This window comes from uncultured Caulobacter sp., assembly GCF_947036865.1.
GTDB lineage: Bacteria > Pseudomonadota > Alphaproteobacteria > Caulobacterales > Caulobacteraceae > Caulobacter.
In genome coordinates, this window is sequence record NZ_CAMQSF010000020.1 from 30,863 (window position 1) to 49,495 (window position 18,633).

An 18,633-nucleotide genomic window follows, 5' to 3' on the forward strand; every position below is an offset into this window, starting at 1 on the left:
TGCTGTTTCGTACGCCAAAGCCGTTCGGGGAGAGCGCCATGACGATCGATCGCCGCAAGCTTCTGGGTCTTCTGGGCGTGTCCGGCGCCGCCGCCGCCAGCGAGGCGGTCGCCGCCCCCGCCGGCGCCTATGCCGGACCCGTGGCGTTCGAGCACGGCGTGGCCAGCGGCGATCCCGGGCCGAACGCGGTGATCCTGTGGACCCGCGTGACGCCCAAGCAGGCGACCACGGCCGACATCCCGGTCGAGCTGGAAGTGGCCAAGGATCCGGCCTTCAAGACGATCCTGCGCCGGACCAAGGGCCTGGTCGCGCCGGCCGCCCGCGACTGGACCGTCAAGCACGACCTGACCGGCCCGGACCTCAAGCCGGCGACCGAATACTGGTACCGCTTCAAGGCGGGCGACGCGGTCTCGCCGATCGGCCGCACCAAGACCTTGCCGGTCGGCCCGACCACCGACGCCGTCTTGGCGGTGGTGTCGTGCAGCCTCTATCCGAACGGCTATTTCAACGCCTACGACGCGATCGCCAAGCTCAAGCGCGTCGACGCGGTGCTGCATCTGGGCGACTACATCTATGAGTACGGCGCCGCGCCCGGCGACTACGGCATGAACTCGCCGGTCGCCAAGCTGCGCACGCCCCAGCCCCCGCGCGAGATCCTGAGTCTCGCCGACTATCGCCAGCGCCACGCGCTCTACAAGACCGACCCCGCGTCCCAGGCCGCCCACGCCCGCGCGCCCTGGATCGTCGTGTGGGACGACCACGAAACCGCCAACGACAGCTGGACCGGCGGGGCCGAGAACCACCAGCCGGCCACCGAGGGCGACTGGGCCACGCGCAAGGCCGCGGCTCTGAAGGCCTATTACGAGTGGATGCCGATCCGCGAGCCCGCCCCCGGCGCCCTGCCGGAGGCCGCCTGGCGCGGCTTCCAGTTCGGCGACGTCGCCACCCTGCTGATGACCGAGACCCGCCTGACGGCCCGCACTCATCAGCTGAGCTACGAGACCGACCTGACCTTCGTCGACGGCAAGCCCGACGCGGCGGCCTTCATCGCCAAGTGGAAGGATCCTTCGCGCCGGATGATGGGCGAGGGCCAGGAACAGTGGCTGGCCAAGTCGGTCGGCGAGTCGATGAAGGCTGGCGTCGCCTGGCAGGTGCTGGGCAACCAGGTGGTCATGGCCCGCGTCGCGCCGGCCGACCTGCGCAAGACCATGGGCGACCAGGCCTACGCCGCCGCCATGGCCAAGCTGCCGGCCTATGTCCAGAAGCGCGTGGCGGAGTCGGCGGCGATGTCGGCCTATGACATCCCCTCGAACCTCGACTCCTGGGACGGCTATCCGGCCGACCGCCAGCGGGTCTACGATATCTTCTCCGCCGCCAAGGCGCGGCCGATCGTGCTGTCGGGCGACAGCCACATGTTCTGGGCCAACGAGCTGTGGAACGACGCCGGCGACACGCTGGTGGCCGCCGAGTTCGGCACGACGTCGGTGACCTCGCCCGGCTACGGCGACGCCATCCCCGGCGCGCCGATCGGCGAGGCCTTCGTGCAGCGCAACAAGGAAGTCAAGTACGTCCACCCCGCCGCCAAGGGCTTCCTGCTGCTGACCCTGGAGCACGGCAAGGCGACCGGCGAACTGATCGCCGTCTCGACGATCCACGCCACCGACTACACCACCAGCGTCCTGAAGCGCTTCGTCGTCACCCCGGCCAAGACCGGCGGCGTCGAGCCGCTGAAGGAAGTCTAGCGCCGCTCCAGCGCCAGCCGCAGGCCGAACGCCACGAAGACCCCGCCGGTGACGCGGTCGAGCCAACGCACGACCGCGCCCACGCGCAGCAGGCCGGCGATCGGCACGGTGGCGGCGATCAGGACGGCGAACCAGGCCAGGCCCTCCGCCACGTGGATGCCGGCCAGCAGCAGGCCAAAGCGCCCCGGATCGACGCCGGGCGGAATGAACTGCGGCAGGAACGAGACGTAAAAGATCCCGACCTTGGGATTGAGCAGGTTGGTCAGCAGGCCCCGGCGCAGCGCCGCGATCGGACCGGCGTCGACGGCGCGCATCTCGCCGGGCTCGAACCGGTCGCGCGGCTTTACGATCATGCGAAGGCCCGTACAGGCCAGGTACAGCGCGCCCGCCCACTTCAGGATCGCATAGGCCGTTTCCGAAGCGGTCAGCAGCGCGCCGGCTCCGAACGCCGCCGCCGCGCCCCAGATCAGGCAGCCGAGACCGATCCCGAGCGCCGCCCCTGCCGCCCGGCGCGGTCCCTCGGCGGCGGCGGTGCGGATAACGAGCGCGGTGTCGAGGCCCGGCGTCAGGGTCAGCAGGCCGGCGGCGAAGGCGAAGGCGATCAGCGCCTGGCTGGTTGTCATCGCGGCCTTTCCGGGTTTCTCAACCAATCCATGGCTTTCTCGTCGGATGACCGCAAGCCGCATCCCCGGCCTGGACGCCCTGCGAGGCCTCGCCGCGCTTCTGGTGCTCGGCTATCATGCACGAACCGTCGCGCCGCTCGCCGCGATCTGGCCTCCGGTGGCGCTGGGTCATGGCTATCTGGCGGTCGACCTCTTCTTCGTGATCAGCGGCTTCGTGCTGGCGCGGGCGTATGATGAGCGGCTGACGGCCGGCGAGGGCGGCGCGTTCATGGTCCGCCGCCTCAAGCGCCTCTATCCGATGGCGCTGCTGGGCCTGTTGCTGGGCGCGGCGATCTGTCTGGGCCAGGGCAAGGACCCGGTCTCGGTCATGCTGCTGCTGGCGCTCGGCCTCGTCTTCGCGCCGTTCACCGGCGGGCGCGACGTCTTCCCGCTGAACGGGCCGCAGTGGTCGCTGATGTGGGAGCTGCTGGCCAACCTCGCCTATGCCCTGGTCGCGCCGTGGCTGACGACGCGGCGGCTGATCGGGCTCGTCCTCGTCGCCGGCGTCGCGCATGCCGGCCTAGTCCTGAGCCACGGCACGGGCTCGCTCGGGCCCTACGCCCAGGACGGGTGGGCCGGCGCGCCGCGCGTCGTGTTCGGCTTCTTCGCCGGCGTGCTGCTGGCCCGCCAGAGGTTCAAGGTCCCGGACGCGCCGATCGCCGTGCTGCTCGCGCTGGTGGTTCTGACCCTGTCGCCGCCGGTTCCCGAATTCGCCCGAGGGGTCTTCGATCTCGTCGCGGCCCTGGCGGTGTTCCCGCTGGTGGTCGCCAGCGCGGCCGGCGCCGAGGTCGGCGTCCTACGCCCGCTGCTCGATCGCCTGGCGGGGCTGTCCTACGCCCTCTACGCCCTGCACATCCCGATCGTGCTGGGTCTGGCGCACTGGGGCCTCGGCGCCCTGGCGATTCCCGCCGCGCTCGTCGCCGCCTGGGCCGCGCACCGGTGGTTCGAGCCCTGGGCCGCCAGCCTGCTGGCGCGCAAGCCTCAGGGCTTCTCGACCAGCTTGCCGTCCTCGAGCACGCGGTAGAAGCACGAGCGGAAGCCCACGTGGCAGGCCCCGCCGTCGCCGCGCGGGCGCACCTTCAGCAGCACCGCGTCCTGATCGCAGTCGACCCGCAGCTCGGCCACGTCCTGCAACTGGCCGCTGGTCTCGCCCTTCTTCCAGAGTTCTCCGCGCGAGCGGCTGAAATAGTGGGCGATCCCTGTCTCGATGGTGAGCTTCAGGGCCTCGTCGTTCATCCAGGCCAGCATCAGGATCTCGCCGGTGTCGGCGTGCTGGGCCACCGCCACGACCAGGCCGTCGCCGTTGAAGCGCGGCGCGAGCGCCGTCCCGCGCTCCAGCTCGGCCTTGCTGTGGACTTCCGGAAACAGGTCGGTGCTCATGGGCCACATATGGCGCGAAAGGGTCGCCTGCGCTAGGTTCCGGCCGCTTCTGGGGAAGGCGATGAACCTGAAAGACCGGATCAAGGCCGCCGTCGCGGCTCTGGACGTCTGGGCCCGGCCTTGGGCGCGACGCTCGCGGTGGAACGGCTATGCCTACGAGTTCCTGCTGTTCGGCCTCAAGCAGGCCTGGGCCTGCCTGTTCGGCGGCCTGATGCTGGCCCTGCTGGTCGGCACCCACCTGTTCTGGCCCGCCCACGCGCCGCTGGCCCGCTACGACTTTCTCGTCATCGCCTCGGTCGCCATCCAGGCCCTGCTGCTGGCCCTGAAGCTGGAGCGCTGGGACGAGGCGCTGGTCATCTTCATGTTCCACGCCGTCGGCACGGTGATGGAGCTGTTCAAGACCGCCCACGGCTCGTGGATCTATCCCGAGCCCAGCCTGCTGCGCATCGGCGGCGTGCCGCTGTTCACCGGCTTCATGTACGCCTGCGTCGGCAGCTACATCGCGCGGATCTGGCGTCTGTTCGACATCACCTTCGAGCGCTACCCGCCGTTCTGGACGACCCACATCCTGGCGGTGCTCATCTACGCCAACTTCTTCACCCACCACTACATGATCGACTTCCGGGTGGGACTGTTCGCCCTCTCGGCGATCCTGTTCGGCCGGACCTGGTTCGTGTTCACGCCGGATCAGACGGCGCGGCGGATGCCGATGCTGATGGGCGCGGTGCTGGTGTCGCTGTTCATCTGGTTCGCCGAGAACCTCGGCACCTTCGCCGGGGCCTGGATCTATCCCAGCCAGGCGGACGGGTGGCGCCTGGTGCCGATCGAGAAGATGGGCGCCTGGTATCTGTTGATGCTGATCAGCTTCGTGCTGGTGACCCTGGTGCACCGGCCGGTGGACGCCTGCGTGGCGCGGCTGCGCGAGGGAATCTGGCGGGCGGCTTAGAGGGGCGCAGTGCGTCCTTCGAGGCCCGCCGCGCGGGCGCCTCAGGATGAGGGGTTGAGCACAGCCTCCTCATCCTGAGGTGCGCGCTTCTAAGCGCGCCTCGAAGGACGCACCAGGTCCATGAACCGCTGCTGCAGGACCTTGTCGGTCTTGAAGACGCCCCGGAACTGGGTGGTGATGGTCGAGACGTCGTGGTGGTGGACGCCGCGCGTGCTCATGCACTGGTGCTCGGCGTCGATCAGCACGGCGACGCCGGCGGCCGACAGGTGGTCCTCGATGGCGTCGGCGATCTGCATGGTCATGGTCTCCTGGGTCTGGAGACGCTTGGCGAAGATCTCGACCAGGCGCGCGAGCTTCGACAGGCCCACGACCTTGCCGGTCGGCATGTACGCCACCCAGGCCTTGCCCAGGAACGGCGCCATGTGGTGCTCGCAGTGGCTCTGCACGTCGATGCCGCGCAGCATGACCATGTCGTCATAGCCCTGCACGTCCTCGAAGGTGCGCGACAGCTCCTTGGCCGGATCGCCCTGATAGCCCGAGAACCACTCGCCGAACGCGTCGACCACGCGCTTGGGCGTATCCAGCAGACCCTCTCGATCCGGATTGTCGCCGGCCCAGGCCAGCAGGGTGCGGACGGCGGCCAGCGCCTCGTCGCGCGAGGGGCGCTGGGTGGGTTCCAGGTCGAGGCCGGTGGTGTCGTCGGAGCCGATCAGGGCTCGGTCGCGGGTCAGGGCGTCCATGTTGGCGGGGTTCTTTCCACGGGCTGAGTTGCGCCAGGACGCCTGTCGTCCTGGAATGACGCGTGCCACCCGTTTCACGGATACGGTCCGTCCGTCCGACCAGACGTATCTTGACCGGACGTCGTGTTGGGCGTGGCCCTGACCGCATCTGAACGATATATGGGGCCCGCCCGCCGATCGGGCAACATCTCCCTACGTCAGGCCGCCACGACCCCATGACCCTGAAGATCCACGACACCCTGGCGCGCGAGAAGCGCGACTTCGTTCCCGCCGATCCGAAGCGGGTGACGATGTATGTCTGCGGGCCGACGGTCTATAACCACGCGCACATCGGCAATTTCCGGCCCGTCGTGGTGTTCGACGTGCTCTATCGCGTGCTGCGCCACCTCTATGGCGAGGACGCGGTGGTCTATGCCCGCAACGTCACGGACGTCGACGACAAGATCAACAAGAAGGCCGCCGACGAGGGCGTCGACATCAAGGTCGTCACCGACCGCTATCTGGCCGCCTATCACCAGGACGCCGACGCCCTGGGCGCGCTGCGGCCGACCCTGGAGCCCAAGGCCACCGAGCATATCGGCGCGATCGTCGAGATGATCGGCAAGCTGGTCGACAACGGCAGCGCCTACGCCGCCGAGGGTCACGTGCTGTTCGACACCCAGAGCTTCCCCGACTACGGCCAGCTGTCGGGCCGGCCGCTGGACGAGATGATCGCCGGCGCCCGCGTCGAGGTCGCGCCCTACAAGCGCCACCCCGCCGACTTCGTGCTGTGGAAGCCGTCGAAGGAAAACGAGCCCGAGTGGGACAGCCCCTGGGGCGCCGGCCGCCCCGGCTGGCACATCGAGTGCTCGGCCATGATCGACAAGGCGCTGGGGACCACGATCGACATCCACGCCGGCGGCATCGACCTGACCTTCCCGCACCACGAAAACGAGGTGGCCCAGAGCCGCTGCGCTCATGGGACGCCGGTGCTGGCCAACTACTGGATGCACAACGGCTTCCTCGACATGGGCGGGGAGAAGATGTCCAAGAGCCTGGGCAATGTCATCATCCCGCACGAGCTCCTGAAGACCGTGCCGGGCGAGGTGATCCGCTGGGCGCTGCTGTCGGCCCATTACCGCCAGCCGCTGGACTGGACGCCCGAGCTCTTGGAGCAGAGCAAGAAGTCGCTGGACCGCCTGTACGGCGCCCTGCGCCGCGCCAAGGACGTCGCCCCCGACCAGGCCATGGAGGCCCCGGCCGAGGTGATCGCCGCCCTGATGGACGACCTGAACACGCCGCTGGCGACCTCGGCCTTCTTCGAGGTGTCAAGCCTGATCGAGAAGGCCGTCACCGCCGGCGACACCGTCGCCATCGCCGCCAACAAGGCCCGCCTGCTGGAGGCCGGCGCCCTGCTGGGCTTCCTGCGGGCCGATCCGGACAGTTGGTTCGAGGGCGACGCGTCGGACGAGCTGAAGGCCCAGGTCGAGGACCTGCTGGCCAAACGCCTCGCCGCCCGCGCCGCCAAGGACTGGCCCGCCGCCGACGCCATCCGCGCCGAACTCGACGCCCTGGGCGTTGTGGTGATGGACGGCCCGTCGGGCGCGACCTGGCGGATGAAGGACTAAGGCCGCGTCTCCAGCCCGCCCTCATCCGACTTTCCCCGCGAAAGCGGGGACCCAAGCGAGCTGTCAGCAAAGCCGCGCTGACCGCGACCATCCCCGCCGATTCAGCTTGGGTCCCCGCTTTCGCGGGGAAAGTCGGGGGAATTAGCGGTTCAGGGTGTCGTACAGATCGGCCCAGGTCGGATTCAGCGCTTCGATCAAGGCGATCTTCCAGGCCCGTCGCCATTTCTTGATCTGACGCTCGCGCAGGACCGCGCCCTCACGTGTCTCGCCGAGCTCATACCAGACCAAACGATCGACCCCGTATTTGGCGGTGAAGCCCTTGCGGGTCTTCTCGCGATGCTCCCAGGCTCGCCGCGGCAGGTCGTCCGTGTGGCCGCAGTACAGCGTGCCATAGGGCCCGCTGGCCATGATGTAGACGGCGAACATTCGGTTCATGATCGGAACGTATCATGAACATATGGTTGTGGACAGCGTGAGCGCGGCTTAGGCGTGTCGTTTTTCCATGGTCGATCGGCCTGGGTGGTGGGTCCCAGCGCTGGGTGCTAAACCCCCACCCCATGAAACGCGCCGTCGAGCACCGTATCGGGGTCCAGGCCCCCGCCGAGATCGTCTGGGAGGTCGTGTCCGACTTCGACGCCTGGACGCACTGGAATCCGCTCTACCGCCGGGCCGAGGGCCAGCTGAAGATCGGCACGGCCCTGAGCCTGGAACAGCACCTGCCCGGCCGGCCGCCGACCGTGATCACGCCGATCGTCCAGGACTGGGTGCCCTACGAGCAGCTGCACTGGCGCTCGAGCCGGATGGGCGGGTTCGTCACCGCGATCCGCTATCTCGAGATCGAGAACATGGGTCCCGAGAACGCCACCTTCTCGAACGGCGAGCTGTTCATGGGCCTTCTGCTGCGCTTCGTCTCGCGCGAGGAGCGGCGGACGCTGAAGGCGGCGTTCACCCGGATGGGCGAGGCCGTGCGCGATCGGGCGGAAAGCCTCTGGTCCGAGCGCCGCCAGACCCCATCTTAAGGCTCGCGATGATCGACGATCTCTACAGCGCCAAGATCCTCAAGCTGGTGGCCAACATGCCGCGGGCCGGACGCCTGGCCGCGCCCGACGCCAGCAGCGAGAAGGTCGCCAAGCTGTGCGGCAGCAAGATCACGGTCGACGTCGCCGTCCGGGACGGCAAGGTCGTCGACTACGCGCAGGACGTCGCCGCCTGCGCCCTGGGCCAGGCCGCCGCGGCGATCCTCGGGCAGAACGTGATCGGGGCCGACCTCGCCGACATCGAGTTGGCGCGCGACTCTCTTGCCGCTATGCTGAAAGCGAACGGTTCGCCTCCCGTGGGCCGGTTTGCGGAGCTCGCCGTGCTGGAGCCGGTCAAGGACTATCCCGCTCGTCACGCCTCGACGCTGCTGGCGTTCGATGCGACGGTCGAGGCTGTCCGGAAGGCCACAGGCGTCGGCGAAACGCGAACTAGCACCGCCGGCGCGGCTTGATCGCGACCCCTTTCGGGGTGTGTAACAGCATCGCAACAATTCGCGCGCCGGCATGACCTTCTACGACCGCACCGTCGACCTGGGCCTTCGAGCCTACAAGTTGACGCTTTCGCCCCTCATCGGGCGGCAGTGCCGTTTCGCGCCGAGCTGTTCGGAGTACGCGGCGGCCGCCCTCAAGGATCATGGCCCGCTCAAGGGTTCCTGGTTGGCGTTGCGACGGATTTGCCGCTGCAATCCGTTGGGTGGATCGGGCTACGACCCGCCGCCTCCGCGACCTCAGCCACGCAAGTGGATGTGTGAAGAATGATCGATCTGGTTTTTCCCGACGGCTCTGCCCGTCAGTACCCGGACGGCTCGACGGGTCGCGACGTCGCCGCCGCCATCTCCAAGTCGCTGGAGAAGAAGGCGCTGCTGATCAAGCTGGACGGCCAGCTGCTGGATCTGGATCGGCCCCTGACGCCCGACCTGCTGACCGGCGATCGCAAGTTCGAGATCCTGACGCGCGAGGCGCCCGAGGCGCTGGACACCATCCGCCACGACACCGCCCACGTGCTGGCCGAGGCGGTGCAGGAGCTGTTCCCCGGCACCCAGGTGACGATCGGCCCGAACGTCGAGGACGGCTTCTACTACGACTTCGCGCGCGACGAGCCGTTCAGCCTGGACGATCTGGAAAAGATCGAAAAGCGCATGAAGGAGATCGTCGACCGCGACGAGAAGATCACGCGCGAGGTCTGGGACCGCGACGAGGCCATCGCCCACTTCGACGGCATCGGCGAGCAGTACAAAGCCCAGATCATCCGTGATCTGCCGCCGACGGACACGATCACGGTCTATCGCCAGGGGAACTGGAAGGACCTGTGCCGCGGGCCGCACCTGCCGTCGACCAAGCACGTCGGCAAGGCCTTCAAGCTGACCAAGCTGGCCGGGGCCTATTGGCGCGGCGACCAGAACAACGCCCAGCTGCAGCGCATCTACGGCACCGCGTGGGCGTCCGAGGCCGATCTCGAGGCCTATCTGAAGCGCATCGAGGAAGCCGAGCGCCGCGACCACCGCAAGCTGGGCAAGGCCATGGACCTCTTCCACATCCAGGAAGAGGGCAAGGGCATGGTGTTCTGGCACCCCAAGGGCTGGGCGCTCTATCGGGTGCTCGAGGACTACATGCGCCGCCGGCTCGACGCGGCCGGCTATCGCGAGGTCAAGACGCCGCAGATCCTCGACAAGAGCCTGTGGGAAAAGTCGGGCCACGCCGAGAAGTTCGGCCACGCCATGTTCATGTGCGAGAGCGCCGAGGGCGAGGTCCTGGCGGTCAAGCCGATGAACTGCCCCGGTCACATCCAGATCTTCAACGTCGGCCAGAAGAGCTATCGCGAACTGCCGCTGCGCATGGCCGAGTTCGGCGCCTGCCACCGCTACGAGCCGTCCGGCGCCATGCACGGCATCATGCGGGTGCGCGCCTTCACCCAGGACGACGCCCACATCTTCTGCCGCGAGGAGCAGGTCACCGAGGAGAGCGCGCGGTTCATCGAATTGTTGCGCAGCGTCTATAACGACCTGGGCATGACGCTTCACGACGTGAAGTTCTCGACCCGGCCGGAGCTTCGCGCCGGCACGGACGAGATCTGGGACAAGGCCGAGCACGCCCTGGCCACGGCCGCCGAAGCCGCCGGCGAACGCCTCGTCGATCAGCCGGGCGAGGGCGCCTTCTACGGCCCCAAGCTGGAATTCTCGTTGAAGGACGCCATCGGCCGCGTCTGGCAATGCGGCACGCTGCAACTCGACTTCGTCTTGCCGGAACGACTGGACGCCGAATACGTTTCGGAGGACGGTTCGAAGAAGCGTCCGGTGATGCTTCACCGGGCGATCTTGGGGTCCTTCGAGCGTTTCATCGGCATCCTGTTGGAAAATTTCGCGGGGGCGCTGCCGGTCTGGCTGGCGCCGACTCAGGTGGTCGTGGCCACCATCACGTCCGACGCCGATGATTACGCCCGTGAGGTCGTCGAGAAGCTGACGAGCTTGGGAATGCGCGCGGAGGTGGATCTGCGTAATGAGAAGATCAATTACAAGATCCGCGAGCACAGTCTCGCCAAGGTTCCCGTGATCGCCGTGGTCGGACGCAAGGAAGCCGAAACCGGCCAACTGGCCCTGCGTCGTCTCGGCGGCGAGGGCCAAAGCGTGCTGTCGCTGGAAGAAGCGCTCCGCGTGCTGAAGGCCGATGCGACGCCGCCGGATCTCGCCCGTCTCCAGGGGCTGGCCCGGCCGGCCGCGAAGGAGCCCGTCGGGGAGGCCGCGACCGTCTGATGAACAGCATCCTCCCGTCCGTCTCGACCCTTGCCGTGGGCGCGCGTCCGGCTCGTCCGAACGTGTCCGTGGTCATGGTCGTCTATCGGACGGGAGAGGCGCTGACCCAGAGCATCCGGCACGTGCTGGCCGAGCCGCTGGTCGACGAGTTCGTCATCGTCGACAACGGCTCGAACGCCCGCGACGAGGACATGCTGCGGTCGCTGGCGCTCACCGAGCCGCGGGTGGTGCTCAAGCAGGGCCACGGCAATATCGGCTTCGCGCGCGGCGCCAATCTGGGGGCCCAGACGGCCGGCGGCGAATATATCGTCTTCCTGAACCCCGACGCCAACCTGCAGCCCGGCTGCGTCGCGGCCCTGGTCAAGGCGTTCAAGGGCCAGCCCACGCCGACCGTGGTCGGGGCGCGGGTGCTGAACATCGACGGCACCGAGCAGCGCGGCGGTCGTCGCGGCGAGGTCACGCCGATGAGCACCGTGCTCAGCTTCGGCCAGCTGACCCGCCGCTATCCCAAGCTGGCCAATTTCGAGATCCATCGCGAGAACGAGCCGCTGCCGTCCGAGCCGGCGCCGATGCCGACGATCTCGGGCGCCTGCTTTGCGCTGCGCCGGCGCGATTTCGAGGCGCTGGGCGGCTTCGACGAAGGCTATTTCCTGCACGTCGAGGACATCGATCTGTGCTGGCGGGCCCGCCGCGCGGGCGGCCAGGTGCTGTTCCAGCCCCGGGCCGAGGTCGTGCATCTGGGCCACACCAGCCTGGAGCACCCGGTCAAGGTCGAGTTCCACAAGGGCGTCGGCCTGACCCGCTATTTCATCAAGCGCGCCGACTCGTTCCAGCTGTTCGCCGCCGCCGTGCTGCTGGCCCCGGCCATCATGCTGATGTCGGTGTGCCGTCCGCTGCTGTGGCGCCTGACCGGGCGGCCGATCTAGAGCGCCTGTGGCGTGACGCTCGCCGATGGGATATACATCTCGTATATCCAGAGGCGGCGATGACGAAAACCACGCTTTTCCAATCCAACCGCACCCAGGCCGTTCGCCTGCCCAAGGATGTCGCCTTTCCGGACGGCGTGAAGTCGGTCGTCGTCCTGCGCGAGGGCGCTCGGCGCGTCATCGTGCCGGCGGACGCGGTCTGGGACGACTTCTTCGCCGCGCCGGGCATTGACCTCGGGCCGCGCGATCAACCCGCCGCGCAAGAGCGCGAAGCCTTCTAGTGCCGGCCTATCTGCTCGACACCAATCTCTGTATCCGCGTGCTGCGCGACCGACCCCCGGGCCTCAGAGAGCTCTTCAACGCTCGCGCCGAGTCGCTCTGTCTTTCCACCATCGTGCTGACCGAGCTGCTGCACGGCGCGGCGAAGTCGGCGCGACCCGATCACAACCGGCGAGAGGTCGAGCGTTTCGCCGCTCGGCTGGAGGTGCTGCCGTTCGACGCCGCCGCCGCCGATCACGCCGCCGACATCCGCGCCACGCTGGAGCGCGCCAGCCAGTCGATCGGCGGCTACGACATCCTGATCGCGGGGCATGCGCGCTCGAGGGGGCTGATCGTGGTGACGGGCAATCTCGCCGAATTCAAGCGGGTCGATGGCCTGCTGTGCGAGGACTGGGAGGCGCCTTCGAGTTGAACCCCCGGCGGCGGCTCGAAGATCGAACCGCCTGAGCCGCCGGCCTCAGAACCGCCCGCGCTGGAAGTCCTCGAACGCCTGGACGATCTCCTCGCGCGAGGTCATCACGAACGGGCCGTGCCAGAACACCGGCTCGCCGATCGGACGGCCGGCCAACAGCAGGACGCGGGCGTCGGTGACCGCCTCGACGCGGACCGTGTCGCCGGTCCCCAGGAACACCCCCGACAGGGCGTCGACCGTGTCGTGCGCCACCCGGACCTGGCCTTCATAGACCGCCAGCATGGCGTTGCGGTCGTCGCCGACCGGCTCCTCGAAGACGGTTCCGGCCGGCAGCACGACATCGAAATAGAGGGCGTCGACCGCCCCGCCGCCGATCGGTCCGGCGGTTCCCGCGTCGGTCGCGCCGGAGATCACCTTGACCGAGACGCCGCCGTCGCGCGCCTCGACCGGGATGCTGTCGGCCTCGAATTCCTGATAGCCGGGCGCGCTCATCTTCAGCCGGGCGGGCAGGTTCACCCACAGCTGGAAGCCGCGCATACGGCCCTCGGCCTGCTCCGGCATCTCGGAGTGGACGATGCCCTTGCCGGCCCGCATCCACTGGATCCCGCCCGGCCCGATCACGCCCTCGCGGCCGGTGTTGTCCTTGTGACGCATCCGGCCTTCCAGCATGTAGGTCACGGTCTCGAAGCCGCGATGCGGGTGGTCGGGAAAGCCGCCCATATAGTCGGACGCCTTGTCGTTGTCGAAGCAGTCCAGCATCAGGAACGGGTCGAACATCTGGGCCTGCGGCGTGCCCAGCATGCGGGTCAGGCGCACGCCGTCGCCGTCCGAGGCGGGCACGCCCTTGACGATCTTCAGCACGGGTCGAACGCTCATCGGCGGGCTCCTTTTCGCGGATCGATATCAGCACTGGTTGCGGTTTGCGCAAGGGGCGTGGTTCGCCTTTCCGCCCCATCCGTGCTAAGCGCCCGCCCAACGAAATTCACGAGAGTTCCATGGCCCTGAAAGTCGCCATCGTCGGCCTGCCCAACGTCGGCAAGTCCACCCTGTTCAACGCCCTGACCCAGACGGCGTCGGCCCAGGCGGCCAACTATCCGTTCTGCACGATCGAGCCCAACACCGGCGACGTCGCCGTGCCCGAGCCGCGCCTGAACGCCCTGGCCAAGATCGCCGGCTCCAAGGAAATCATCCCCTCGCGGATCAACTTCGTCGACATCGCCGGCCTGGTGCGCGGCGCGTCCAAGGGCGAGGGCCTGGGCAACCAGTTCCTGGCCAATATCCGCGACTGCGACGCCGTGGCCTTCGTCGCCCGCTGCTTCGAGGACAGCGACATCACCCACGTCGAGGGCCGCATCGACCCGATCGCCGATCTCGAGATCATCGAGATGGAGCTGATGCTGGCCGACCTGGAAAGCCTGGAAAAGCGCCTGCCCAATGTCGAGAAGCGCGCCAAGAGCGGCGGCGACAAGGACATGGTCCAGACCCTGCGCCTGATCAATCTGGCGCTGGAGCAGCTGCGCGCCGGCCGCCCGGCCCGCGCCGCCAAGATCGACAAGGAAGACGCCAAGGCCTGGGCCATGCTGCAGCTCCTGACCTCGCTGCCGGCCCTCTATGTCTGCAATGTCGAGGAAGCCAGCGCCGACAAGGGCAACAAGTATTCGGACCTCGTGGCCGAGCGCGCCGCGCGCGACAACGCGAAAAGCGTGGTGATCTCGGCCCAGATCGAGAGCGAGATCGCCCTGCTGGACGAGGAAGAGCGCGCCGAGTTCCTGGAGACCCTGGGCCTGGCCGAACCCGGCCTCAACCGCCTGATCCGCGAGGCCTATAAGCTCTTGGGCTTGCAGACCTATTTCACGGTCGGCCCCAAGGAGGCCCGCGCCTGGACGATCCATGTGGGCGACACCGCCCCGCAGGCGGCCGGCGTGATCCACACCGACTTCGAGAAGGGCTTCATCCGGGCCGAGACCATCGCCTTCGACGACTATGTCGCCCTGAACGGCGAGGGCGGGGCCAAGGAGGCCGGCAAGATGCGCTCGGAAGGCAAGGACTACGTCGTCAAGGACGGCGACGTGATGCACTTCCGGTTCAACGTCTAAAAAGAACATCAGCGGCCGGGCGGGAACGCCCGGCCGTTCGCTTTTAGGGAGAGCGCCCATGCCCGAGATGATCACCCTGACCGCCGCCCATGACGGCTTCGCCTTCGACGCCCTGCACGCCCAGCCCGAAGGCGAGCGCAAGGGCGGGGTGATCGTGATCCAGGAGATCTTCGGCCTCGACGAGTATGTCCAGGCGGACGTGGCGCGCTGGGCGGCCAAGGGCTTCGAGGTGCTGGCGCCGTCGATGTTCGACCGCGGCCAGAAGGGCTTCGTCGCCCAGCATGACGAGGCCGGCTTCGCGCGTGGTCGCGAGCTGGCGCTGGGCAACGGCCCGGACAACGCCATGGGCGACATCCAGGCCTGCATCGATTTCCTGAAGCCGCGCGGGCCGGTGTTTATCGTCGGATACTGCTACGGCGGGACCATGGCCTGGCTGGCCGCTTCCCGTTGCGAGGGGCTGTCAGGCGCGTCCAGCTACTATGGAAGCCAGGTAGGCGGCATGGCCAAGTTCGCCCTGACCTGTCCGGTGATCGTGCATCTGGGTCGCAAGGACGCCTACATCCCCGCCGACGAGGTCAAGGCCGCCGTCGAGGCCGCCCACCCCGACGTGCCGGTCTATATCTACGAAAACAGCGGCCACGGCTTCAACAATGACGGCCGGCCCGACAGCGACCTCGCCGACGCCGAGCTGGCCCGCCAGCGGACGGTCGAGCTGTTCACGAGCCGGCTCTGATGGGCGAACGGATCGCCCTGGCAGGCCGGGACGGCGCGCCGTTCGCCGCCTATCACGCGCCCGCCCAGGAAGCCCGGCGCGGCGGCGTCGTCATGCTGCACGCGATCTGGGGCGTGACGCCGCACATCCGTGAGCTCGCCGACAGCCTGGCCGAGCAGGGCTATGAGGTGATCGCGCCCAGCCTGATGGACGCCGCCGACGCGGAGTTTCCGGCCGAGAACCTGACGCCGGCGATCCTCGACGACCGCATGGCGATGGGCAAGCTGACCGGCTGGGGCGCGACGACGCTGCCGCGCGTCCAGGCCTGCGTCGATGCGCTGGAGGGCCCGGTGTTCGCCATGGGCTTCTGCTATGGCGGCACGACGGCGTGGCTGGCGGCCTGCCGCTGCCAGGGGCTGACGGCGGTCTCGGCCTTCTATGGCGGCGACATCGTCGCTTATCGGGAAGAGACGCCGCGCGTCGCCACCATCCTGCACTTCGGCAAGACCGACGCCCTGATCCCGATGAACGACGTCGAAGCGATCCGCGACGCGCATCCGGAGCTGCCGATCTACCTCTATGACGCCGGCCACGCCTTCGTGGCGCCCAGCGGCCACCATCCCGACAGCGCGCGTCTGGCCCTGCTGCGCACGCTGCAGCTGTTCCAGCGGTCGGGCGGTGCCAAGGGCGAGGCCTGAGGGGCCGTTACGGGAAGAGCCGCTCCCGCGGGCTCCGCGCGGAAATCACGACCACCCCCGGCGAGCCCTTGAGCCGAACGGCGGGGGGCGTGCTGGGGTTCGGCGCATAGCCGGCGCCGTCGAACGGCAGTCGCGCGACATAGGCCCGCTTGACGCCGCCGCCGGCCACGGTGACGCCGAGGTCGCGCCAGCCGTTCGTGCGCGTGGACAGGACACGGACCGGCGGCTGGACGACCGTGGTCTTCGACACCAGCCTGAACGACGTCCCGGCGGGGGCGAGCACCAGCAGCGGGCAGCCGCCCGAGCCGCACCAGTCGCGGCCTTGGAGATAGACCAGGCGCTCGCTGGTTCCGTCGCCCCGCAGATCGAGCGCGGCGACCGACACCCTGACGGAGTCATCGGCCGAGGCGCTTCTCACATAGGTCTGGAGAAACGCCTTCAGCTTGCCGTCCAGGGGGGCGGCTTCGGCGCGCGCGCCGGTCAGAGCGGCGATGATGCCGAGGACCACGAAAGGCTTCATCCGAACGCCTCCATCTTGGGCAAGAAGGACGCGGACCTAACGATCCGCGCGCGCGAACGTTGCCGGTCGGGCGGGCTCACTTCGGCGGGATCGCTCCCGCCGCCGGCCAGGCGCTGTCGCCGAGACGCTTCAGGTTCATCTCGAAGAACTGCATCGGCGCCTGGCCCGGAACGACCCGTTCGCCGATCTCGCGCCAGGCGCCGTTCTTGATCACGGCGGTGTAGCGGATGGTCATCGGGCCGGCCGGGATCTCCCAGACATAGCCGTCGGCGGCGGGCGTCAGCTTGAAGTCGCCCGCCTGGCCCATGGCGTAGGAGTGCAGGCTGTAGGCGCCGGTCGAGGGCTCGAACGAGATCACCCCGAAGGCGTTGAAACCCGTCGAGCCGTCGGGATTGTAGCCGTGGCCCTCCAGCACCTTGATCGCGCCGCCCAGCAGCGGACCGATGCGCTCGGTCTGGGTGACTTCGCGCCGGCCGACGGGCGTCAGGGTCCAGGCCGAACCGCGCCATTCGCCGTCCATCATCGACAGCTTCTTCATGGCCTCGGCCTGGGCGGCGATGCGCGGCGCGGGATCGGCCGGGACCTGGGCCAGGGCCGCCCCGGCGGACGCGGTCAGGACGGCGGCGGCGACGCCGACGGCGAGGAACGAACGGTTCATGCGATGTGTCTCCCAGCGCCGTCTCCCCCCGACGGCCCGGGGAACTTTGCGTAGCAAAGTTCTTATCGTCAATAGGTCTCGACGGGCCTAACCGGGCCGCATGACGCAGACGGGCGTGGCCGCGCCGCTGACATAGGCCTCGCCCTTGCAGATTAAGGTCCAGCCCGCTTCGAGCGGACATTCGTCGCCGACTCGCAAGACGATCTTGGCCCAATGGCTGGTGACCAGATCGCCATAGACGTTGAAGCTCGCCGCCGTCCGGCCGTCGTCGAGCCCGATCGCGGTGATCGGACCCAGGGTCATCTCCTGCTCCTTGACCCATTGATTCAACTCGAGGAGGTCGAGGTTCGGCTCCGCGGCGATGGTGTGGTCGCTCATCAGTGATACGCCTCCTTGCCGGTCAGGGATTTCACTCTGGCCACGGCCTGGTCGAAGGCGGCGTCGCTCTGGACATTGGCGTTGAACCAGACGCGGATCCTGGCGGTCTGTTCGGCGCGACCGGCGGCGGTGGGCGCGCCCAGCGCCTGGGCGGCCTGACCCAATTTCTCGTCGTCCAGGGCTTGCAGGTCCAGCAGCAGCGCCTGCTTGCGGGCCGCCAACGGCCCTTGCAGCTTGACCATATAGGCCGCGTCCAGGACCTTCTTCTTGGCGGCGGCGTCGGCCGCGGCCGTCGTGGTCAGGGTCTGGACCGCCTCGTCCAGCCGCGCCTGACCTTCCAGGGCGCGGACGTCGGAAATCGCCTCCGGCAGCGTGTACTCGTCGGCGCCCAGCCTGAGCTTGGTGATGATCGCCGCGCGGGCGGTCGAGCGATTGGCGTCCATCGACGCCAGGACCGCCGGCAGGGTCTTCTCGACGAAGAGATCCTTGCTGACCGCCGCCTGGCCGCCGGACACGACGGCGGAGCCCGCGGCCAGCGCCCGTCGGGCCTCGTTGCCGGACACCACGGCCGCGCCATTCATGATCAGCACCGCCAGGTTTCCGCCGAAGGCGGTTCCCTTGGCCTCGCGCGACAGGGACAGGCGAAACTCCTCGTAGCGGGCGTCGGCGGCGCTGAGATACAGCGCCACGATCATGTCGCGATAGTCGGTGCGCCCGAGACCGCCGCGACAGGCCGTCTCGCCGGCATCGCAGGCGTCGGACAGCTTGTAGAAGGCGCGATAGACCTGGTCTTCCGGATACGTCTTGATCAGGGCCAGGCGCGTGTCGACCGGCGACACGGGCTTGGCCGCCCCTCTGATCGCCGCGCACCCGGTCAGGGCGGCCAGCGCGCCCACCAGCATCATGGCGCGCAGCGCCAAGACCGGACCCTTCCGCCACGCCCAGATGCTCATCGCCCCTCCTGCAGGCGCGCCGACAGCGATCAAGGCGCGCCCAAGCCAAGCTTGCACGAAACGGGACGTCGTGCAATCGGAAGGCGTATTTGACCCCTCTTCCCGCCCGACGTTTAGCGCGTGGAGCCGGTCTCGCG

The 18,633-nt window shown here is 68.5% G+C and carries 23 protein-coding genes; 14 read left to right on the plus strand and 9 right to left on the minus strand.

Annotation, left to right across the window (positions count from 1 at the left end; translation table 11 throughout):
- Window positions 1–38: 38 nt before the first annotated feature.
- Window positions 39–1,742 (plus strand): alkaline phosphatase D family protein, encoded by a 1,704-nt coding sequence (locus Q0V34_RS12375; RefSeq protein ID WP_297512231.1) that lies wholly within the window; start codon window positions 39–41, stop codon window positions 1,740–1,742.
- Here the strand turns inward: Q0V34_RS12375 and Q0V34_RS12380 are convergent.
- The gene (locus tag Q0V34_RS12380; protein ID WP_297512233.1) at window positions 1,739–2,365 is read right to left on the minus strand and encodes a LysE family translocator; all 627 of its coding nucleotides are present in this window, start codon (window positions 2,363–2,365) and stop codon (window positions 1,739–1,741) included. The genes Q0V34_RS12375 and Q0V34_RS12380 overlap by 4 nt on opposite strands.
- Window positions 2,366–2,411: 46 nt before the next feature.
- On the opposite strand from Q0V34_RS12380, the gene Q0V34_RS12385 reads away from it, so the two are divergent.
- Complete coding sequence (locus tag Q0V34_RS12385) at window positions 2,412–3,428, plus strand: acyltransferase (protein ID WP_297512235.1); 1,017 nt, start codon at window positions 2,412–2,414, stop codon at window positions 3,426–3,428.
- Here Q0V34_RS12385 and hisI read toward each other — a convergent pair.
- Window positions 3,386–3,784 (minus strand): phosphoribosyl-AMP cyclohydrolase, encoded by a 399-nt coding sequence (hisI, locus tag Q0V34_RS12390; protein ID WP_297512239.1) that lies wholly within the window; start codon window positions 3,782–3,784, stop codon window positions 3,386–3,388. The genes Q0V34_RS12385 and hisI overlap by 43 nt on opposite strands.
- A gap of 61 nt (window positions 3,785–3,845) precedes the next feature.
- On the opposite strand from hisI, the gene Q0V34_RS12395 reads away from it, so the two are divergent.
- Window positions 3,846–4,730, plus strand: a complete 885-nt coding sequence (locus Q0V34_RS12395) for a DUF817 domain-containing protein (RefSeq protein WP_297512243.1) — start codon at window positions 3,846–3,848, stop codon at window positions 4,728–4,730.
- 89 nt (window positions 4,731–4,819) lie between these two features.
- Here Q0V34_RS12395 and folE read toward each other — a convergent pair whose 3' ends face one another.
- Complete coding sequence (gene folE / locus Q0V34_RS12400; protein WP_297512245.1) at window positions 4,820–5,470, minus strand: GTP cyclohydrolase I FolE; 651 nt, start codon at window positions 5,468–5,470, stop codon at window positions 4,820–4,822.
- 215 nt (window positions 5,471–5,685) lie between these two features.
- On the opposite strand from folE, the gene cysS reads away from it, so the two are divergent.
- Window positions 5,686–7,077: a cysteine--tRNA ligase gene (cysS, locus tag Q0V34_RS12405; RefSeq protein ID WP_297512248.1), complete on the plus strand. Its 1,392-nt coding sequence runs from the start codon at window positions 5,686–5,688 to the stop codon at window positions 7,075–7,077.
- A gap of 141 nt (window positions 7,078–7,218) precedes the next feature.
- Here the strand turns inward: cysS and Q0V34_RS12410 are convergent, their stop codons facing one another.
- Window positions 7,219–7,512 (minus strand): GIY-YIG nuclease family protein, encoded by a 294-nt coding sequence (locus Q0V34_RS12410; RefSeq protein WP_297512252.1) that lies wholly within the window; start codon window positions 7,510–7,512, stop codon window positions 7,219–7,221.
- Window positions 7,513–7,634: 122 nt separating this feature from the next.
- On the opposite strand from Q0V34_RS12410, the gene Q0V34_RS12415 reads away from it, so the two are divergent.
- The 7 genes from Q0V34_RS12415 to Q0V34_RS12445 are packed head-to-tail and all read left to right on the plus strand — an operon-like array spanning window position 7,635 to window position 12,481.
- Entirely contained in the window at window positions 7,635–8,096 is a 462-nt protein-coding gene (locus Q0V34_RS12415) for an SRPBCC domain-containing protein (protein ID WP_297512255.1), read from the plus strand.
- Between the two features lie 8 nt (window positions 8,097–8,104).
- Window positions 8,105–8,566: an iron-sulfur cluster assembly scaffold protein gene (locus Q0V34_RS12420; protein WP_297512258.1), complete on the plus strand. Its 462-nt coding sequence runs from the start codon at window positions 8,105–8,107 to the stop codon at window positions 8,564–8,566.
- A 52-nt stretch (window positions 8,567–8,618) separates the two neighbouring features.
- Window positions 8,619–8,873, plus strand: a complete 255-nt coding sequence (gene yidD, locus Q0V34_RS12425; RefSeq protein WP_297512261.1) for a membrane protein insertion efficiency factor YidD — start codon at window positions 8,619–8,621, stop codon at window positions 8,871–8,873.
- Window positions 8,870–10,864 (plus strand): threonine--tRNA ligase, encoded by a 1,995-nt coding sequence (gene thrS / locus Q0V34_RS12430; RefSeq protein WP_297512264.1) that lies wholly within the window; start codon window positions 8,870–8,872, stop codon window positions 10,862–10,864. Before yidD ends, thrS begins: the two co-directional genes overlap by 4 nt.
- A complete protein-coding gene (locus Q0V34_RS12435; RefSeq protein WP_297512267.1) occupies window positions 10,864–11,790 on the plus strand; it encodes a glycosyltransferase family 2 protein in 927 nt (308 codons plus the stop codon). Before thrS ends, Q0V34_RS12435 begins: the two co-directional genes overlap by 1 nt.
- A gap of 59 nt (window positions 11,791–11,849) precedes the next feature.
- Window positions 11,850–12,071: a type II toxin-antitoxin system VapB family antitoxin gene (gene vapB, locus Q0V34_RS12440; protein ID WP_297512270.1), complete on the plus strand. Its 222-nt coding sequence runs from the start codon at window positions 11,850–11,852 to the stop codon at window positions 12,069–12,071.
- The gene (locus Q0V34_RS12445; RefSeq protein ID WP_297512273.1) at window positions 12,071–12,481 is read left to right on the plus strand and encodes a PIN domain-containing protein; all 411 of its coding nucleotides are present in this window, start codon (window positions 12,071–12,073) and stop codon (window positions 12,479–12,481) included. Before vapB ends, Q0V34_RS12445 begins: the two co-directional genes overlap by 1 nt.
- Window positions 12,482–12,526: 45 nt before the next feature.
- Here Q0V34_RS12445 and Q0V34_RS12450 read toward each other — a convergent pair whose 3' ends face one another.
- Window positions 12,527–13,357, minus strand: a complete 831-nt coding sequence (locus tag Q0V34_RS12450) for a pirin family protein (RefSeq protein WP_297512276.1) — start codon at window positions 13,355–13,357, stop codon at window positions 12,527–12,529.
- A 119-nt stretch (window positions 13,358–13,476) separates the two neighbouring features.
- Here Q0V34_RS12450 and ychF point away from each other — a divergent pair, with 119 nt between their 5' ends.
- Genes ychF through Q0V34_RS12465 form a run of 3 tightly spaced genes read left to right on the plus strand, consistent with a single transcriptional unit; the run spans window position 13,477 to window position 15,987 of the window.
- Window positions 13,477–14,577: a redox-regulated ATPase YchF gene (gene ychF, locus Q0V34_RS12455; protein ID WP_297512278.1), complete on the plus strand. Its 1,101-nt coding sequence runs from the start codon at window positions 13,477–13,479 to the stop codon at window positions 14,575–14,577.
- A 58-nt stretch (window positions 14,578–14,635) separates the two neighbouring features.
- Entirely contained in the window at window positions 14,636–15,310 is a 675-nt protein-coding gene (locus Q0V34_RS12460; protein ID WP_297512280.1) for a dienelactone hydrolase family protein, read from the plus strand.
- A complete protein-coding gene (locus Q0V34_RS12465) occupies window positions 15,310–15,987 on the plus strand; it encodes a dienelactone hydrolase family protein (protein ID WP_297512282.1) in 678 nt (225 codons plus the stop codon). Before Q0V34_RS12460 ends, Q0V34_RS12465 begins: the two co-directional genes overlap by 1 nt.
- A 7-nt stretch (window positions 15,988–15,994) precedes the next feature.
- On the opposite strand, the gene Q0V34_RS12470 is transcribed toward Q0V34_RS12465, so the two are convergent.
- The 4 genes from Q0V34_RS12470 to Q0V34_RS12485 form a co-directional block, all read right to left on the minus strand.
- Window positions 15,995–16,507, minus strand: a complete 513-nt coding sequence (locus tag Q0V34_RS12470) for a hypothetical protein (RefSeq protein ID WP_297512284.1) — start codon at window positions 16,505–16,507, stop codon at window positions 15,995–15,997.
- A gap of 76 nt (window positions 16,508–16,583) precedes the next feature.
- The gene (locus Q0V34_RS12475) at window positions 16,584–17,165 is read right to left on the minus strand and encodes a DUF1579 domain-containing protein (protein ID WP_297512286.1); all 582 of its coding nucleotides are present in this window, start codon (window positions 17,163–17,165) and stop codon (window positions 16,584–16,586) included.
- A gap of 87 nt (window positions 17,166–17,252) precedes the next feature.
- On the minus strand, window positions 17,253–17,543 hold the full coding sequence (locus Q0V34_RS12480; RefSeq protein WP_297512289.1) for a hypothetical protein: 291 nt from the start codon (window positions 17,541–17,543) through the stop codon (window positions 17,253–17,255).
- Entirely contained in the window at window positions 17,543–18,496 is a 954-nt protein-coding gene (locus Q0V34_RS12485) for a hypothetical protein (protein WP_297512292.1), read from the minus strand. Before Q0V34_RS12485 ends, Q0V34_RS12480 begins: the two co-directional genes overlap by 1 nt.
- Between the last annotated feature and the right edge of the window lie 137 nt (window positions 18,497–18,633).